Source organism: Pseudomonas sp. NBRC 111133, from assembly GCF_001320605.1.
GTDB lineage: Bacteria > Pseudomonadota > Gammaproteobacteria > Pseudomonadales > Pseudomonadaceae > Aquipseudomonas > Aquipseudomonas monteilii.
This window is the reverse complement of record NZ_BCBJ01000042.1, coordinates 21,258-36,817: the sequence shown is the minus strand read 5'-3', so window position 1 is coordinate 36,817 and position 15,560 is coordinate 21,258. Positions and strand designations below refer to the sequence as shown.

The 15,560-nt window shown below is 64.4% G+C and carries 12 protein-coding genes and 1 pseudogene; 5 read left to right on the top strand and 8 right to left on the bottom strand.

Going from position 1 to position 15,560, the window contains the following annotated elements:
- Positions 1-176: 176 nt before the first annotated feature.
- Together APH36_RS08335 and APH36_RS08330 are read left to right on the top strand one after the other, a co-directional pair.
- Positions 177-452 (top strand): DUF2790 domain-containing protein, encoded by a 276-nt coding sequence (locus APH36_RS08335; protein WP_060498244.1) that lies wholly within the window; start codon positions 177-179, stop codon positions 450-452.
- 10 nt (positions 453-462) lie between these two features.
- On the top strand, positions 463-978 hold the full coding sequence (locus tag APH36_RS08330) for a thioredoxin family protein (RefSeq protein ID WP_060498243.1): 516 nt from the start codon (positions 463-465) through the stop codon (positions 976-978).
- Positions 979-1,097: 119 nt separating this feature from the next.
- Here the strand turns inward: APH36_RS08330 and APH36_RS08325 are convergent, their stop codons facing one another.
- Together APH36_RS08325 and aroQ are read right to left on the bottom strand one after the other, a co-directional pair.
- Positions 1,098-1,946: a shikimate dehydrogenase gene (locus APH36_RS08325; protein WP_060498242.1), complete on the bottom strand. Its 849-nt coding sequence runs from the start codon at positions 1,944-1,946 to the stop codon at positions 1,098-1,100.
- Complete coding sequence (aroQ, locus tag APH36_RS08320; protein ID WP_016714675.1) at positions 1,943-2,392, bottom strand: type II 3-dehydroquinate dehydratase; 450 nt, start codon at positions 2,390-2,392, stop codon at positions 1,943-1,945. The genes APH36_RS08325 and aroQ overlap by 4 nt, the downstream gene beginning before the upstream one ends.
- Before the next feature lie 205 nt (positions 2,393-2,597).
- Between aroQ and APH36_RS08315 the strand changes: the two genes are divergently transcribed.
- Genes APH36_RS08315 through APH36_RS08305 form a run of 3 tightly spaced genes read left to right on the top strand, consistent with a single transcriptional unit; the run spans position 2,598 to position 8,221 of the window.
- A complete protein-coding gene (locus APH36_RS08315) occupies positions 2,598-3,851 on the top strand; it encodes a TolC family protein (RefSeq protein ID WP_060498241.1) in 1,254 nt (417 codons plus the stop codon).
- On the top strand, positions 3,844-5,058 hold the full coding sequence (locus tag APH36_RS08310; protein ID WP_060498240.1) for an efflux RND transporter periplasmic adaptor subunit: 1,215 nt from the start codon (positions 3,844-3,846) through the stop codon (positions 5,056-5,058). Before APH36_RS08315 ends, APH36_RS08310 begins: the two co-directional genes overlap by 8 nt.
- A 16-nt stretch (positions 5,059-5,074) precedes the next feature.
- Positions 5,075-8,221, top strand: a complete 3,147-nt coding sequence (locus APH36_RS08305; protein WP_060498239.1) for an efflux RND transporter permease subunit — start codon at positions 5,075-5,077, stop codon at positions 8,219-8,221.
- A 32-nt stretch (positions 8,222-8,253) separates the two neighbouring features.
- On the opposite strand, the gene APH36_RS08300 is transcribed toward APH36_RS08305, so the two are convergent.
- The 6 genes and pseudogenes from APH36_RS08300 to APH36_RS08275 form a co-directional block, all read right to left on the bottom strand.
- The gene (locus APH36_RS08300; protein WP_060498238.1) at positions 8,254-9,591 is read right to left on the bottom strand and encodes an MFS transporter; all 1,338 of its coding nucleotides are present in this window, start codon (positions 9,589-9,591) and stop codon (positions 8,254-8,256) included.
- Between the two features lie 211 nt (positions 9,592-9,802).
- Positions 9,803-11,953: pseudogene (locus tag APH36_RS08295) on the bottom strand (TonB-dependent receptor).
- Between the two features lie 74 nt (positions 11,954-12,027).
- Positions 12,028-12,438 (bottom strand): DUF2946 family protein, encoded by a 411-nt coding sequence (locus APH36_RS08290; protein WP_060498237.1) that lies wholly within the window; start codon positions 12,436-12,438, stop codon positions 12,028-12,030.
- Positions 12,439-12,523: 85 nt separating this feature from the next.
- Positions 12,524-13,300, bottom strand: a complete 777-nt coding sequence (locus APH36_RS08285) for a ParA family protein (protein WP_060498236.1) — start codon at positions 13,298-13,300, stop codon at positions 12,524-12,526.
- A 117-nt stretch (positions 13,301-13,417) separates the two neighbouring features.
- The gene (locus tag APH36_RS08280; protein ID WP_060498235.1) at positions 13,418-14,989 is read right to left on the bottom strand and encodes a sensor domain-containing diguanylate cyclase; all 1,572 of its coding nucleotides are present in this window, start codon (positions 14,987-14,989) and stop codon (positions 13,418-13,420) included.
- A 75-nt stretch (positions 14,990-15,064) separates the two neighbouring features.
- Positions 15,065-15,544, bottom strand: coding sequence for a hypothetical protein (locus APH36_RS08275; RefSeq protein ID WP_060498234.1), 480 nt, complete (start codon positions 15,542-15,544; stop codon positions 15,065-15,067).
- Positions 15,545-15,560: the final 16 nt, after the last annotated feature.

Sequence of the window (15,560 nt, the reverse complement as noted above, 5' to 3'; positions counted from 1 at the left end):
CGCGTTCGCGCTTGCCTGCCGGGTTTTGTATTGCAGTGTATCTGGCACTTGTACAGATACAGCAGGAAGCACATCACAGCCTCGGACGACACATACGGGATACCTGGCAGGCGTGAAATGGCTCTCGACCGGGAAGCACAACTTCCCATACCCAAGTGTTACTCAGGAGAGATGCCATGAACGTCAAGACCTTCGCCAGCGCCAGCCTGTTCGCCGTGCTCAGCTTCGGCGCTATCGCCGCCCAGGCCGCCACCGCCCCCATGGGCGATGCCGGTGCCATGCAGTACCGCTACGGCGACCACCTGGATGTGAGGAAAGTGCTCTCGGTGCAGGATGACCAGAGCAACGCCTGCGGCCTGGTGAACACCCGCATGGACTACCTCGACTCCAAGGGCCAGCAGCAAAGCGTGCAGTACCGCACCTACGCCACCGGCGGTTGCCATGAGAATTGATCGCCGCCTGATGCTGAAGGTGGGGGGTATTGCCCTGGCACTGACGGGACTTGGTCTGGCCGGGCACCTGATGGCCCGCGACAGCTACGGTGCGATGCCGTCGCTGTCGGGGGCCAGCCAGTGGATCAACTCGACACCGCTGGATGGGCCGGCGCTCAAGGGCAAGGTGGTGCTGGTGGACTTCTGGACCTGGGACTGCATCAACTGCCAGCGCAGCCTGCCGCATGTGAACGACTGGGCGCGGCGCTATGCCGACCAGGGGCTGGTGGTGGTGGGCGTGCATACGCCGGAGTACGACTACGAGCATGATGTAGGCACTTTGCGGGACAAGGTGGCCGGGCTGGGGATCGGTTATCCGGTGGCGGTGGACAACGATTACGACGTGTGGAATGCCTGGGGCAACCAGTTCTGGCCGGCGCATTACTTTGTCGACCGCAAGGGGCAGGTGCGCCATGTGCACTTTGGCGAAGGGGATTATGGCGGGCAGGAACGGGTGATACAGGCTTTGCTGGATGAGAAAGGGTGACTGGCCCTGTGCCGGCCTCTTCGCGAGCTTGCCCGCTCCCACAGGACATGCGCAATCAGTGAATTTTGCGCAATACCTGTGGGAGCGGGCAAGCCCGCGAAGCAGCCAACACCGATCAGTCAGGAAAAACTGGCAAAGTGCGCTTGCATCCGTGCCGCATCCGCCTGGCGCCCGCTGAACAGCTCGAACGCCTTCACCGCCTGGAACACCGCCATGTTGCTGCCATCCAGCGTGCGGCATCCCAGCGCCCGGGCCGCGCGCAGCAGTTCGGTTTCCAGCGGGAAGTAGATGATCTCAGCCACCCACAAGCGCGCATGCAGCAGCTCGATCGGCAGCGGCGTGCCTGGCAGTTTGGCCATGCCCACCGGCGTGGTATTGACCAGTCCGTCTGCCTCGGCCAAAGCCGTGGCCAGGTCGCTGCCAACCACGGCGCGCCCTGCGCCGAAATGGGCATTCAGGTTGTCCACCAGTGCCTGCGCACGGGCCGCGTCCACTTCGAACAGCACCAGCCGCTCGACCCCTTCACCCAGCAGGGCATGGGCCACCGCCGAACCGGCGCCGCCGGCACCCATCTGCACCACCTGGCGGCGTGCCACGTCGGGCAGGCCACGGCGCAAGCCTTCGGCAAAGCCCAGGCAGTCAGTGTTGTGGCCGACCCGTTTGCCGTCCTTGAGCACCACGGTATTCACCGCGCCGATGCCCCGGGCTTCGTCCGACAGCTCGTCGAGCAGCGGCAAAATCGCCTGTTTGAACGGGTAGGTGATGTTGAGCCCGGTGAAGCCGGTGTGCTGCGCGGCATCGAGCAGGCCGGGCAGGGCGCTGTCGTCCAGCTGCAACTGGTCGGCGTCGATCAGCCGATACAAGTAGCGTAAAGCCTGGGCATCACCTTCGTGTTCGTGCAGGGCAGGGGTACGCGACAGCTGGATGCCACGGCCGATCAGGCCGGCGAGGATGGCGTGCTGGCTCATGCCGTGCGCTCCTGGAACAGTTCGGCGAAGTGGCTGAGGGCCATGCGGTAGCCATGGCTGCCCAGGCCGCAGATGACACCGACGGCGATGGACGATACGAACGACAGGTGACGGAACGGCTCACGCTTGTGCACGTTGGACAAGTGCACTTCGATGACTGGCAGTTCGCTGGCCACCAGGGCGTCGCGGATGGCCACCGAGGTGTGGGTCCAGGCGCCGGGGTTTATCACGATACCGGCGCAGCGGTTGCGGGCGGCGTGAATCCAGTCGATCAGTTCGCCTTCGTGGTTGGTTTGCCGGAATTCGAGTTCCAGGCCGTGGGCATGGGCAGTATCGGCACAGCTTTGCGCCAGATCCGCAAGGGTTTCGTGGCCATATTGGGCAGGCTCGCGGGTGCCCAGCATGTTCAGGTTAGGGCCGTTGAGCACAAGAATGAGGGGCTTCATGACGGGCGTCGCTTTGTTGTTGTTGGATGCGCGTAGTTTTGTACTGACTGGTTAGTTCCGTCAATTGGGCGAAACCGTCGCACCGGGAAAGTGGGCGATTATCGAACGCAGCCAAACCTTACAAAATTGTAATGTTCCCGACACCGCCTCGATAAGCACGGCTTTTTACAGTCCCTCGCCTACACGCGTCGACGAGGATTTGTTCGTGCCCATCCCCCGCAAGATCGCCTTGCTCTGCCTGTTGCTGGCCAGCGCCACCAGCGCCCAGGCCAGCCAGAGCCTGAGCCTGCCCCAGGCGCTTGCCGCCGCCTTTGCCCAGAACCCGGAACTGGCCGCCGCCGGCCGCGAAGTCGGCATTGCCGACGGCGAGCGGCGCCAGGCAGGGTTGATCCCCAACCCTGAGTTGTCCTGGGAGGTCGAAGACACTCGCCGCGACACTAGCACCACCACCGTCACCCTCAGCCAGCCGCTGGAACTGGGCGGCAAGCGCGGCGCACGTATTGCGGTGGCCGGTGCCGGCCAGGCCATTGCCCAACTCGACCTGGAGCGCCAGCGCAATGGCCTGCGGGCTGATGTGGTGCAGGCCTTCCATGCCGCCTTGCGGGCGCAGACCGCGCTGGAACTGGCGCAGCAGTCGCAGGCATTGACCGAGCGTGGGTTGCGGGTGGTACAGGGGCGCGTCACCGCTGGCCAGTCATCACCCGTAGAGGCCACCCGTGCCCAGGTGCAACTGGCCCAGGCCCAGGCCGAAGTGCGGCGCGCGCAAACCCAGCGCGGTGTGGCCTACCAGGCCTTGGCACGCCTGACCGGCAGCCCGTTGGCAGGTTTCGACCGGTTGCAGGCCGCCAACCTTTCACCTGGCGTTGCGCCCAGGGCCGACACCTTGCTCGACCGGATCGAGCAAACGGTCGAATGGCGCCTGGCCGCCGCCCAGGTCGAGCGTGGTGAAGCCGCCTTGGGATCGGAAAAGGCCCAGCGCATTCCCAACCTCACCGTCAGCCTCGGCAGCCAGTACAGCCGCGAGGACCGCGAACGCGTCAACGTGGTCGGTCTGTCGATGCCCTTGCCATTGTTCGACCGCAACCAGGGCAACGTGATGTCAGCCGCACGCCGCGCCGACCAGGCGCGTGACTTGCGTAACGCCGTGGAGCTGCGCCTGCGCAGTGAAACCCGTAGCGCTGTCAGCCAGTGGCACACGGCGATGCAGGAGGTGGACGCCTACGACCGCACCATTCTGCCGGCTGCGCAGCAGGCCGTGGACACCGCCACCCGTGGCTTCGAGATGGGCAAGTTCGCCTTCCTCGATGTGCTTGACGCCCAGCGCACGCTGATCGAGGCACGCGGGCTGTACCTCGAAGCACTGGCCTCGGCGACCGATGCACGGGCGCAGGTCGAGCGGATCTATGGCGACATCGATGGCCTGAGCACCCCCTTGAACAGCAGGAGCAACAATGACTAACCCACGCAAGATAGCCCTTCTGGTTGCCGCTATGGCCGCGCTCGGGCTGGGCGGCCTGGCCTGGACCGGCAACCTCGGCCAGGCGTCGAAAACAGAAGCCCGGCACGATGACCACGGCGAAGACGACCACGGCCATGGCACCGAGAAAGCCGGCGAAGGCCACGAAGAGGAGGGCCACGGCGAAGAAGAGGGCCAGTTGCACCTGTCCATCGCCCAGATCGAGGCCGCCGGTGTGCAGTTGGTTACCGCCGGCCCTCAGGCACTGGGTACCGCTATCAGTTTTCCGGGGGAAATCCGCTTCGACGAAGACCGTACGGCCCACGTGGTGCCGCGTGTACCCGGCGTGGTCGAGGCGGTGCAGGCAGAGCTGGGCCAGGCGGTCAAGCGCGGGCAGGTACTGGCGGTGATCGCCAGCCAGCAGATTTCGGACCTGCGCAGCGAGCAGCAGGCCGCCCAGCGCCGCCTGGAATTGGCGCGCCTGACCTTCCAGCGCGAACAGCAGCTGTGGCAGGAACGCATCAGCGCCGAACAGGATTACCTGCAGGCACGCCAGGCGTTGCAGGAGGCCGAGATCGCCTTGGCCAACGCCCGGCAGAAGGTCGCCGCCGTGGGCCCGGCTGGCGCTGGCAACCGCTATGAGCTGCGCGCCCCGTTCGATGCGGTGGTGGTGGAAAAGCACCTGACCGTGGGCGAAGTGGTCGATGAGACCAGCAATGCGTTCACGTTGTCTGACCTGAGCCGGGTGTGGGCTACCTTCGCCGTGGCCCCGCGTGACCTGGACAAGGTGGTGACCGGCCGCAATGTCACGGTCAGCGCACCGGACCTGGGTGCCCAGGTCGAGGGCAAGGTCAACTACGTTGGCAGCCTGCTTGGCGAGCAGAACCGTGCCGCCACTGTGCGTGCCACCCTGACCAACCCCAACGGCGCCTGGCGCCCCGGGTTGTTCGTCAATGTGGCTGTCAGCGTCGAACGCTTCAATGCTGCTGTCGTGGTGTCGGAAAATGCCCTGCAAACTTGGGAAGAGCAAACCGTTGTGTTTGCCCGCACTGAAGAAGGTTTCGAGGCTCGCCCGGTGAAAACCGGCCGACGCGACGCTGGCCAGGTAGAAATCATTGACGGTCTTGCCGCCGGTACCCAGGTGGCCGCCGCCGGCAGCTTTGTCCTCAAGTCGGAACTGGGCAAAGGCTCGGCCGAGCACAGCCACTGATCACGGGGACGCCTGCATGTTCGAACGCCTGATCCAATTCGCCATCGAGCAGCGCCTGGTGGTGATGCTGGCCGTGGTCCTGATGGCCGCGGTGGGTATCCACAGCTACCAGAAACTGCCGATCGACGCTGTACCGGACATCACCAACGTCCAGGTGCAGATCAACACCGCCGCACCCGGCTACTCGCCGCTGGAAACCGAGCAGCGCATTACCTTTGCCATCGAGACGGCCATGGCGGGCCTGCCAGGGCTGAAGCAGACCCGTTCGCTGTCGCGCTCGGGCCTGTCGCAGGTCACGGTCATTTTCGATGACGGCACCGACCTGTTCTTCGCCCGCCAGCTGGTCAACGAGCGTCTGCAAGTGGCCCGCGAGCAGTTGCCCGAGGGTATTGAGGCGGGCATGGGGCCAATTTCCACCGGCTTGGGCGAGATCTTCCTGTGGACCGTGGAAGCCGAACAGGGCGCCCTGAAGGAGGATGGCACGCCCTACACACCTACCGACCTGCGGGTGATCCAGGACTGGATCATCAAGCCGCAGCTGCGCAATGTGCCGGGGGTGGCCGAAGTGAACAGCATCGGCGGCCATGCCAAGCAGTACCTGATTGCACCGGAGCCCAAGCGGCTGGCGGCCTACAAGCTCACCCTCAACGACCTGATCGGCGCGCTGGAGCGCAACAACGCCAACGTGGGTGCCGGTTACATCGAACGCAATGGCGAGCAGTTGCTGATCCGGGCGCCGGGCCAGGTGGCCTCGGCCGAAGACATCGCCAATATCGTCATATCCAGCGTGGACGGCACGCCGATCCGCGTCAGCCATGTGGCCGAGGTTGGCCTGGGTGAAGAGTTGCGTTCGGGCGCGGCCACCGAGAACGGCCGTGAAGTAGTGTTGGGCACGGTGTTCATGCTGATCGGTGAAAACAGCCGCACAGTGTCACAGGCAGTTGCCGCCAAACTGGTCGAGATCAACCGCAACCTGCCCAAGGGCGTGGTGGCGGTGATCGTGTACGACCGCACCAACCTGGTGGAAAAAGCCATCGCCACGGTGAAGAAAAACCTGGTTGAAGGCGCCATTCTCGTCATCGCCGTGCTGTTCCTGTTCCTGGGCAACATCCGCGCTGCGCTGATCACTGCCATGGTCATCCCACTGTCGATGCTGTTCACCTTCACCGGCATGTTCAGCAACAAGGTCAGCGCCAACCTGATGAGCCTGGGCGCGCTGGACTTCGGCATCATCGTCGATGGCGCCGTGGTGATCGTGGAAAACGCCATCCGCCGCCTGGCCCACGCCCAGCAACGCCATGGCCGCATGCTGACCCGCAGCGAGCGCTTCCATGAGGTGTTTGCCGCCGCCCGCGAAGCGCGCCGGCCGCTGATCTACGGGCAATTGATCATCATGGTGGTTTATTTGCCGATCTTTGCCCTGACCGGGGTCGAGGGCAAGATGTTCCACCCCATGGCCTTTACCGTGGTCATGGCCCTGCTGGGTGCGATGATTCTCTCGGTCACCTTTGTGCCGGCGGCCATCGCCCTGTTCGTCACCGGCAAGGTCAAGGAAGAAGAAGGCCTGGTGATGCGCACGGCGCGCCAGCGTTATGCCCCGGTGCTGGCCTGGGTGCTGGGCCGGCGCAAGCTGGCGTTTACCGCAGCGGCCACTCTGGTGCTGTTGTCCGGTGTAATGGCCAGCCGCATGGGCAGCGAGTTCATCCCCAGCCTCAGCGAGGGCGACTTTGCCTTGCAGGCCCTTCGCGTGCCGGGTACAAGCCTGTCGCAGTCGGTGGACATGCAACAGCGCCTGGAGCAGGCGATCATCGCCCAGGTGCCGGAAGTGGAGCGGGTGTTTGCCCGCACCGGCACCGCCGAGATCGCCTCCGACCCGATGCCCCCGAACATTTCCGACGCCTACGTGATGTTGCGCCCACGCGAGCAGTGGGTGGACCCGGGCAAGCCGCGTAACGAGCTGATTGCCGAAGTACAACGTGCGGCGGCCAGCGTACCGGGCAGCAACTACGAGCTGTCGCAGCCGATCCAGTTGCGCTTTAACGAGCTGATTTCCGGGGTGCGCAGCGATGTGGCGGTAAAGCTGTTCGGAGACGACATGGACGTGCTCAACCGCACCGCCGCGCAAATCGCCAGCAGCCTGCAGCGCGTGCCGGGTGCGTCTGAGGTGAAGGTTGAGCAGACCACCGGCCTGCCCGTGCTGACCATCGACATCGACCGTGACAAGGCCGCCCGCCATGGCCTGAACGTGGGTGACGTGCAGGACGCCATCGCCATCGCCGTAGGGGGGCGCACGGCAGGCACGCTGTATGAAGGTGACCGCCGCTTCGACATGGTGGTGCGCCTGCCCGAAACCTTGCGCACCGATGTGGACGGGTTGGGCAGCCTGCTGATTCCGGTGCCGGCCAGTGCCACAGCCGGCGCTGCGCAAATCGGGTTTATTCCGCTGTCGCAGGTGGCCACGCTGAACCTGCAACTGGGGCCGAACCAGGTCAGCCGCGAGGATGGCAAGCGCGTGGTGGTGGTCAGTGCCAACGTGCGTGAGCGCGACCTGGGCTCGTTTGTCGAAGAGGCTGAACAGACACTTATTGGCCAGGTTCAGATCCCACCGGGCTACTGGACGCGCTGGGGTGGCCAGTTCGAGCAGCTGCAGTCGGCGGCCGAGCGCTTGCAGGTGGTGGTGCCGGTGGCATTGCTGCTGGTCATGGCGCTGTTGCTGATGATGTTCAACAACCTCAGGGATGGCCTGCTGGTGTTCACCGGCATCCCGTTTGCCTTGACCGGCGGGGTGCTGGCGCTGTGGTTGCGGGACATTCCGCTGTCCATCTCGGCGGGTGTGGGGTTCATTGCGCTGTCAGGCGTGGCGGTGCTCAACGGGCTGGTGATGATTGCCTTTATCCGTGGGTTGCGCGAAGAAGGGCGTACCCTGCGGGCGGCCGTGGAAGAGGGCGCGCTGACGCGCTTGCGGCCAGTCTTGATGACCGCGCTGGTGGCGTCGCTGGGGTTCATTCCGATGGCCTTGGCGACCGGGACCGGGGCGGAGGTTCAGCGGCCGCTGGCGACGGTGGTGATTGGCGGGATTCTGTCTTCGACTGCTTTGACGTTGCTGGTGTTGCCGGCGTTGTATCAGTGGGCGTATCGGCGTGAAGAGGTGCAGGAAGGCTGAAAATTTGGGGCTGCAAAGCAGCCCCACATATCTCAAACGGTACTACGGGCTTCAGGCTGCACGCGGTCGGCTCCCACTTCATCATGCAACGAAATCCGTGAAGTCTCCGGCAACGCCAACCCCCCCACCAACGCCACCAGCGCAATCACCACCAGGTAAAAGGCCGGTGCCAGGCTGCTGCCGGTCTGCCCGATCAGCCAGGTTGCCACCAGCGGCGCCGTACCGCCAAACAGGGTGTAGGCCACGTTGTAGGTAATTGCCGAAGCGGTATAGCGGGTGCGGGTAGGGAAACTTTCCGACAGCAGCGCTGCGGTAACCACACCACTGCACAACGCCCCTAGCGCCAGCAGGATCACCCCGATCAGCGCGCCGGACATCGAGCCCGAACTGGCCAGCCAGTACGCCGGGAACACGCACAGCATCACCCACAGGCAGGTAAAAGCGATGGTCTTGCGTCGCCCCACCCGGTCCGAGAACGCCCCGGCCAACGGGCAGCCGACGGCGGCGAACAGCAGCGCCACGGTGGTCACCAGCAGCGATTGCGCGCGGGTCAGGTTGCCCACCAGTTGCAGGTAGGTGGCGAAGTAGGTGGTGAACATGTAGAACGACAGCGCAGTCAGCGAAATGAACGCCCCCAGGTTGCGAATGGCCCGGCCATGATTGCGCAGGGTTTCCTTGAGCGGCGAATGCTCGTGCGCTTTGCCCTGGGCGATGGCTTCACGGAACGCCGGGGTTTCTTCCATGCGCCAGCGCAGGTACAAACCGACCAGCCCCAGCGGAGCGGCGATCAGGAACGGAATGCGCCAGCCCCAGGCATTCATCGCCTCGCTCGACAGGCTGGCCTCCAGGCCATAGGCAATGACCGCTGCACAGGCAAAGGCAGAAAAGGTCGAGACCGGCACGAAGCTGCCATAGAAGGCGCGCTTGTCGTTGGGCGCATGCTCCATCAGGTACGCGCAGGCCCCGGCATACTCGCCGCCGGCAGAAAAACCCTGCAGGCAGCGCGCCAAGGTCAGCAACGCAGGGGCGGCCAAGCCGATGCTGGCGTAGGTCGGCAGCAGGCCGATCAGGGTGGTGGAGCCTGCCATCAGCAAAATGGTCAGCGACAGGATGCGCTTGCGCCCCAGGCGGTCGCCCAGCGCGCCGAACACGATCCCGCCCAGCGGGCGCAGGGCAAAGGCCACGGCAAAGACTGCAAAGGTCTTGAGCAAGGCCACGCCGGCGTCTTCGCTGGCAAAGAACTGACTGGCGATCAAGGTGGCGAGAAAGCCATAGACGGCGAAGTCGAACCACTCGACGAAATTGCCGATGGCTGAGGCGGCGATCACCCTGCGCAGGGTGGCGGGGGATACCTCATGAGGTGCGGACATGCGAGTGCTCTCCGGTTCCATTGGCAGGCATGATGAACGTGGCGCGGTCGGGCCGCGCCCTCATTGTTGTGCTTGCCAGTAGATCGCCGGGCGCTGGAGCGTGCTTTGTCGAGGGCGACCTCGGGATACCTGAATCAACCGCGAGTGGTTCGCAAGGCCGCACACAAGAGCCAATTCAGGCCGGGATGTTCATGCAAGACAGACCATTGGCTCAGAAGTGCATGTCCAACGCCAGCTCGAAGGTGCGCGGCGGCCCCATGTAGTACTGGCTGTTGTAGGCCTGCTTGGCATACACCTCGTCGGTCAGATTACGCACCCGCCCGGTCAGCGTGGTGTGCTCGTCCAGCCGGTAGCGGGCAAACGCGCCGAACAGCGTGTAGGCCGGGGCCTTGAGGCTGTTGGCGTTGTCGGCATACACCGAACCCACGTAGCGCCCGTCCGCGCCCACCGACCACGCCGACGACAGGCTGTAGGTCAGCCACAGGTTGGCGACATTGGCCGGTACGTTGGTTGGTGCATTGCCCTTACGCGAGACCGATACCCCGTTGACGGCCTCGTTGAATTCGTCGTACTGCGCATCGACGTAGGCGTAGTTGGCTTCGGCCAGCAGTTTTGGCGTTACCTGCAGGCGCCCGGACAGCTCCACCCCGCGTGAAGTCTGCTGCCCGGCCTGGACCGTGAGGTTGGCGTCGTTCGAGTCGCGCACGGCAAAGTCCTTGCGCACGATCTGATACAGCGCCAGGGTGGCCGCACCGCGCCCGTCGAGGAAGTCGAACTTGCTGCCCACTTCCCATTGCTCGCCCTTGGACAGGTCGAACAACCCCACATTGGAGTAAGTCGCGGCTGCCAGCGAGCCGGCGGGCAGGTCGGCCGAGGTGCTGTATTGCGCATACAGGCTGGCCGAAGGCGTCAGTGCATAGGTCAGGCCGATACGCCCGGACAGCGGCTCCCAGCGCCGTTCGAACTAGGCCGGCGAGGTGGGCGTCACGGCGCCGTAGTTGGCGACTTCCATGTCCAGGTAGTCGTAGCGCAAGGCGGTCAGCAGGGCCAGGCGCTCGGTGAGTTGCAGGCGGTTTTCGGCAAACACCGCACGGTTGGTCACCTCGTGGCGACGTTGTTTGGTCAGGCCGGCATTCACCCCGGGGATGTCATCGAAACTGCCAGGGTTGAAGTGCTCGGCATCGACCACGTCGCTCCAGCTGCCGGAAGTGGGGTAGAGAGTCTGGCGCATGCGTGAGTATTCAAGCCCCAATGACCACTGGCTGGCCAGGCCGAACAGCTGGTTGTCGTGACGCAGCTCGATGCGGTCGCCCAGCAGGTTCTGGTCGTGGCGCTGCAGGTAAGGGCTGCTGCGTCGCACCTGGCCGGTGGGGGTGTAGGCATAGCGTTCAAGGTTGCGGTAGTCGCGTTGGGCGTTGTAGTGGTACAGCGTGTTTTGCACGCTGGTGCTGTCGCTGACCTGGTAGTCGAGGATCGAGCGCAGCCAGCGTACGCGCTGCTCATAGCGGCCGTCAGCGACGTTGTAGTTTTCGAAGCGGCGGCTGTTGTCGATCTTCATCGTGCTGCGCCCCGGCAGGATCGGCGAACCCCAGTAGGGGCTGTCTTCGCGGTCTTCCTGGTACTCCAGCGCCAGGGTGTGGGTGAGGTTGGGGGCCAGGTCGCTGAGCAGCGAAAAGGCCAGGCTGTCGGTGTGCCGTTCGTTGCGGTCGACGTAACCGTTGCCCTGGCCGCGGCTGAAGTCCAGGCGCATGAAATGGCGGGCGTCAGCGGGGTTGCTGGCCAGCGCCTGGTTGATTCCGAACGCCACCTCGCTGTCGTCGAAACTGCCATAGCGGATACGCCCGTCAATGGTCTGCTGGTCGCGGCTGGCGAGTTTGGTGATGTAGTTGATCGAACCGCCCACGGCACCGGCACCATGCAGGAATGAAGACGGCCCGCCAATCAGCTCGACGCGGTCGAGTACCCAGGCGTCCACTGGCCGGGTGGCGCTGCTGTAGCCCAGGTTGATGCCGTTGTACAACTGGGTGACCTGGTTCTGGGTAAAGCCACGGTAGGCCACGAAGCCGCCAAAGCCTGGGTTGGCCGAGGCGTTCACGCCGGTCATGGCGTTGATCACGTCCTGGCTGTCCTTGGCGCCGCGTTCTTCGATCAGGCGGCGGTCCGAGACGCTGACCGAGGCGGGTGTTTCCCGTGCGGTGAGGCCCAGGCGCGAGCCGGTGCGGATCGGTTCGTCCAGTTGCACACCGCTGGCGGCATCGCGTTCGCCGTCGATGGTGGTGGCGCCCAGTTCAACGGGGGCGATTTCGGCGCAGGCGAAGCTGCAGGTGCCCATGAGGAGCACCAGAGAGGTCTTGCGAAGCATGTTTGTGTGTCTTCCACGCAAAGGTCATGGCTGACGGCGAGCGCGCGCGCAGGCGCACCCGCACCCGGCTGATGTCAGGCGTAATGAGGTATGGCTGCGGGGAAGACGGCGGGGGAGGCGCGGGGATTGAGGGCGGGGCGTTGGTAGCGCGGCGGCGGTTGTGCCCAGCTGCGCACGACGATGGGCGAGGTGGCCACGGCTTGCGTCGCGGTGAACGACCAGCCGCCGCTGCTGAGCGGTACCGCCAGGCCGAACGAGGAACACACCGGGCAGTCCAGCTGGGCCATGTGCTGGTCACCGCCGGCGCCGTCCAGGTCGATGGCCACGCCGTGTTCGCTGTTCACCGAGCAGAAGCCGCCCTCCAGCCCGGCCAGGCGCAGCCCGCCCATCTGGCCATGGTGCAGGCCGCACAGCAGCAGGCTGAACAGGACGCTGGCGTATAGCGTCCAGGCCGTCAGCGTGCGTATGTGTCGGGTGGTTTTCATGGCGAGGAATCTACCATTCGGATGAATGGTCGGGTAGGTCTTTTGCTGCGAGTTTTTGGGGCTGCAAAGCAGCCCCCAAGGTCTGTCAGGCGGCCCGCTCCAGCACATCCAGCAAATCGACAAACTCCATCGCCAGTTTGTGCCGTGGTGCCAGGTGCACCAACGGCACCGACGCCTGGTGCGATTCACGCATCTTGATCGAACTGCTCAGGTACACCGGCAACACCGGCATGCCTTCGCCGCGCAACTGGTCGACCAGGGTCTGGTGCAGTGCAGTACGCCCGGCGAACTGGTTGACGACCACGCCTTCTACCTGCAACGCCGGGTTGTGGTCCTGGCGCAGTTCCTCGACCTCGGCCATGACACAGTGCAGGGCCTGGCGCGAGAAACTGTCGCAATCGAACGGGATAAGCAGACGCTCGGCCGCCACCAGCGCACTGAAGGTGTAAAAATTCAGCGCTGGCGGGGTGTCGATATAGATCCGTTCGTAGTCCTCGCCCAGTTCCACCAACAGCTTGCGCAGCTTGTTGATCTTGAACTTGCTCTCCAGCTTGCTTTGCAGGTCGCTGAGGTCGGGGCTGGCGGTGACCAGGTGCAGGTTGCTGTAGCGGGTGTCGGTGATTGCCACGCGGTGCTTCTTGCCGGCGGCCGTGACCGGTGACAAGGTCTGGCGGAAGAAGTCGGCGATGCCGGCTGGAATGTCGTCGTTCACCAGGCCGGTCAGGTAGTAGGTGGCATTGGCTTGTGGGTCGAGGTCGACCAGCAATGTCCGGTAGCCTTCCGCGGCACTGGCAGCCGCAAGGTTGCAGGCGATGCTGGATTTGCCGACGCCCCCTTTCTGATTGAAAACCACACGACGCATGAGACGCTCATCCATGAAGTGAAAATGTCAGGTTGAGGTCAATCCTATGACGGGAACACGACATTTTTATGACAGACATTGTTACAACTGCATGTTTCATCTTTGCCGCCTCACAGGTCAGGCGATGACCACCCGATTGCGCCCCTCCTGTTTGGCCCGGTAAAGCGCCCGGTCAGCCTCGCTCAGTGTTTCCACAGGCTCTCCGCCTGCCTCGCCACCCCAGCGCGCCACCCCCAGCGAAATGGTCACCGCCCCCACAGGTTCCAGCGGCGTATCCTGCACGGTAACCCGCAACCGCTCAGCCACCACAGCGGCCACCTCCAGGCTGGCCCCCGGCAGCATCATCAGAAACTCTTCGCCGCCGGTGCGGCACAGCAGGTCCCCTTCGCGGCAACACCGGCGCATCAGCTCGGCCAGCTGGCGCAGCAATTGGTCACCGATCTCGTGCCCATGGCTGTCATTGACCCGCTTGAAATGGTCGATGTCCAGCGCGATGGCCGCAAATGCCCGCCCTTCGGCTTCCAGCAACGACAGGCTAAGTTCCAGGCTGCGGCGGTTGCCCAGGCCGGTCAGCGGGTCGGTCTGGGCATCACGGTCAAGCCTGCCGATGCGTTCTTGCAGCAGGTTCAGCCCGAACAACAGCGCACGCTTGAGCTCGGCCGCCTCGAAGTACCAGGCGGGTACCCGGTGCAAGCGTTCGGCTGTACCGGCACGGTCCATCGAACGGGCGCCGGCGGCCAGTTGCCAGAGTGGTCGGGCAATGGTCAGGGCCAGCCACCACAGCAGCAGGCTGCCCACCAGCGCAAAGGGCGCGGAGGTGCCGATTACGTTGAGAATCAGGTGGCTCAGCGGCGTTACGGTCTGTGCCAGCGGCTGCTGCGCCACCACGCCCCAGGCGGCGCTGGGCACGGTAGCGTACCCGGCCAGCATTTCCACGCCCAGGCTGTTCGTCAGTTGCCGGGTACCGCTGTCCAGTGTTGCCAGTTGGTCGACCAGCGCGTTGCCTTCCACCACGGTGCCTACCCGTTGGCTGTTGGGGTGGTAGAGCAGGCGACGGTTGCGGTCAACCACATACAGGTACGAGCCGTCCTTGTAGAAGTGCTCGCCCAGCAGGCTGTTGAGGATGTTGCGTTCTCGCAGGTACAGGCTGCCACCCACGTACCCGAGGTAACGGCCGTTGCTGTCGAAAATGGGGTGCGACAACACCACCACCAGGTTGTTGGCCGCCGACAGGTAGGGTGTGGAAACCAGAGGGCGGCGTTCGTGCAGGGCTTCCTGCACACCCGGCGACTGCATGCGGGTGCCGACAAAGTGGCGTAGCGAGGCTGGGGAAATCGCCAGCAGCACGCCGTTGGCATCGATCACGAACGTGGAGTTGAAGGCCATGCTCTGGCCCAGTACACGGTCGGTCTCCACCTGCAGTGCTGCCGCGTCGCTCAACTGGTGGCCCTGCACGCCGGCGCTGAATGAAAGCTGCTGCAAGGCGTTGCCGATGAAGGTCTCGGTGATGGCCGCCAGTTTCGTCGCATACACCCGGTTGGCTTCCAGGGCGTGGTCGATCAGCAGCTGCCGCTGCACGCGGTAGCTGGCGAAATAGCTGGCGCACAGCATGACCAGGGCCGTAAGGGCGCAGAGCACCAGAATGAGTGTTCGTAGATCCAGGCGCAATCCGTGCTTGGCGTGTGGCAATCCTGACCTCGGGCTTTGAAGATAGCTAAGAAATGGGAACAGCCATATGCACTAGCGCGTGAACGGGCGCTGCATTCAGGAGCCTGCCCTGTCTAGCGCATTCAGCTCGTCTTCCACCTGTTGCATGCGTCGCTCGACCAGCGCCTGCACCTTCACATCGCGGGCGGTTTCGCGCATCAGGGCAGTGACCTTTTCGCTCAGGCGCCGGCCGGCTTCGGTGTCTTCCAGCGCGCGGGCCTTGGCCGGGTCCTGGGTGGCATCGACGATGGTGGCGAACTCGGCGTCGCTGAAATTCTGTTCGCTGTAGAGGCGGAACAGGTCCTGGTGCTGGTCCTCGACGGTGAGGTATTTGCGCAGTACGCCCTGGATGGTGGCTTGCGACAGCTGCGGGTGAGTGCGGCCGAGCAGCGTGGCCATGCGCTCGATATTGTGCGTGTAGGCATCCTGCAGCGGTAGCTGGGCGATTATCTGTTGTTTACGGGTGGGCTTCTGGTCGCAGGCGGCAAGGGCGGCAGTCAGCAGCAGGGGCAACAGCAACTTCTGGAAGCGAGGCATGGCGTGGCCTGGTCGG

Excerpts from the sequence above, each read along its gene's own strand:
- APH36_RS08325 (WP_060498242.1), bottom strand. The coding sequence starts at position 1,946 with ATGAGCCAGCACGCCATCCTCGCCGGCCTGATCGGCCGTGGCATCCAG.
- APH36_RS08335 (WP_060498244.1), top strand. The coding sequence starts at position 177 with ATGAACGTCAAGACCTTCGCCAGCGCCAGCCTGTTCGCCGTGCTCAGC.
- APH36_RS08300 (WP_060498238.1), bottom strand. The coding sequence starts at position 9,591 with ATGTCCGCACCTCATGAGGTATCCCCCGCCACCCTGCGCAGGGTGATC.
- APH36_RS08290 (WP_060498237.1), bottom strand. The coding sequence starts at position 12,438 with ATGAAAACCACCCGACACATACGCACGCTGACGGCCTGGACGCTATAC.
- APH36_RS08275 (WP_060498234.1), bottom strand. The coding sequence starts at position 15,544 with ATGCCTCGCTTCCAGAAGTTGCTGTTGCCCCTGCTGCTGACTGCCGCC.
- aroQ (WP_016714675.1), bottom strand. The coding sequence starts at position 2,392 with ATGAAGCCCCTCATTCTTGTGCTCAACGGCCCTAACCTGAACATGCTG.
- APH36_RS08310 (WP_060498240.1), top strand. The coding sequence starts at position 3,844 with ATGACTAACCCACGCAAGATAGCCCTTCTGGTTGCCGCTATGGCCGCG.
- APH36_RS08285 (WP_060498236.1), bottom strand. The coding sequence starts at position 13,300 with ATGCGTCGTGTGGTTTTCAATCAGAAAGGGGGCGTCGGCAAATCCAGC.
- APH36_RS08305 (WP_060498239.1), top strand. The coding sequence starts at position 5,075 with ATGTTCGAACGCCTGATCCAATTCGCCATCGAGCAGCGCCTGGTGGTG.
- APH36_RS08330 (WP_060498243.1), top strand. The coding sequence starts at position 463 with ATGCTGAAGGTGGGGGGTATTGCCCTGGCACTGACGGGACTTGGTCTG.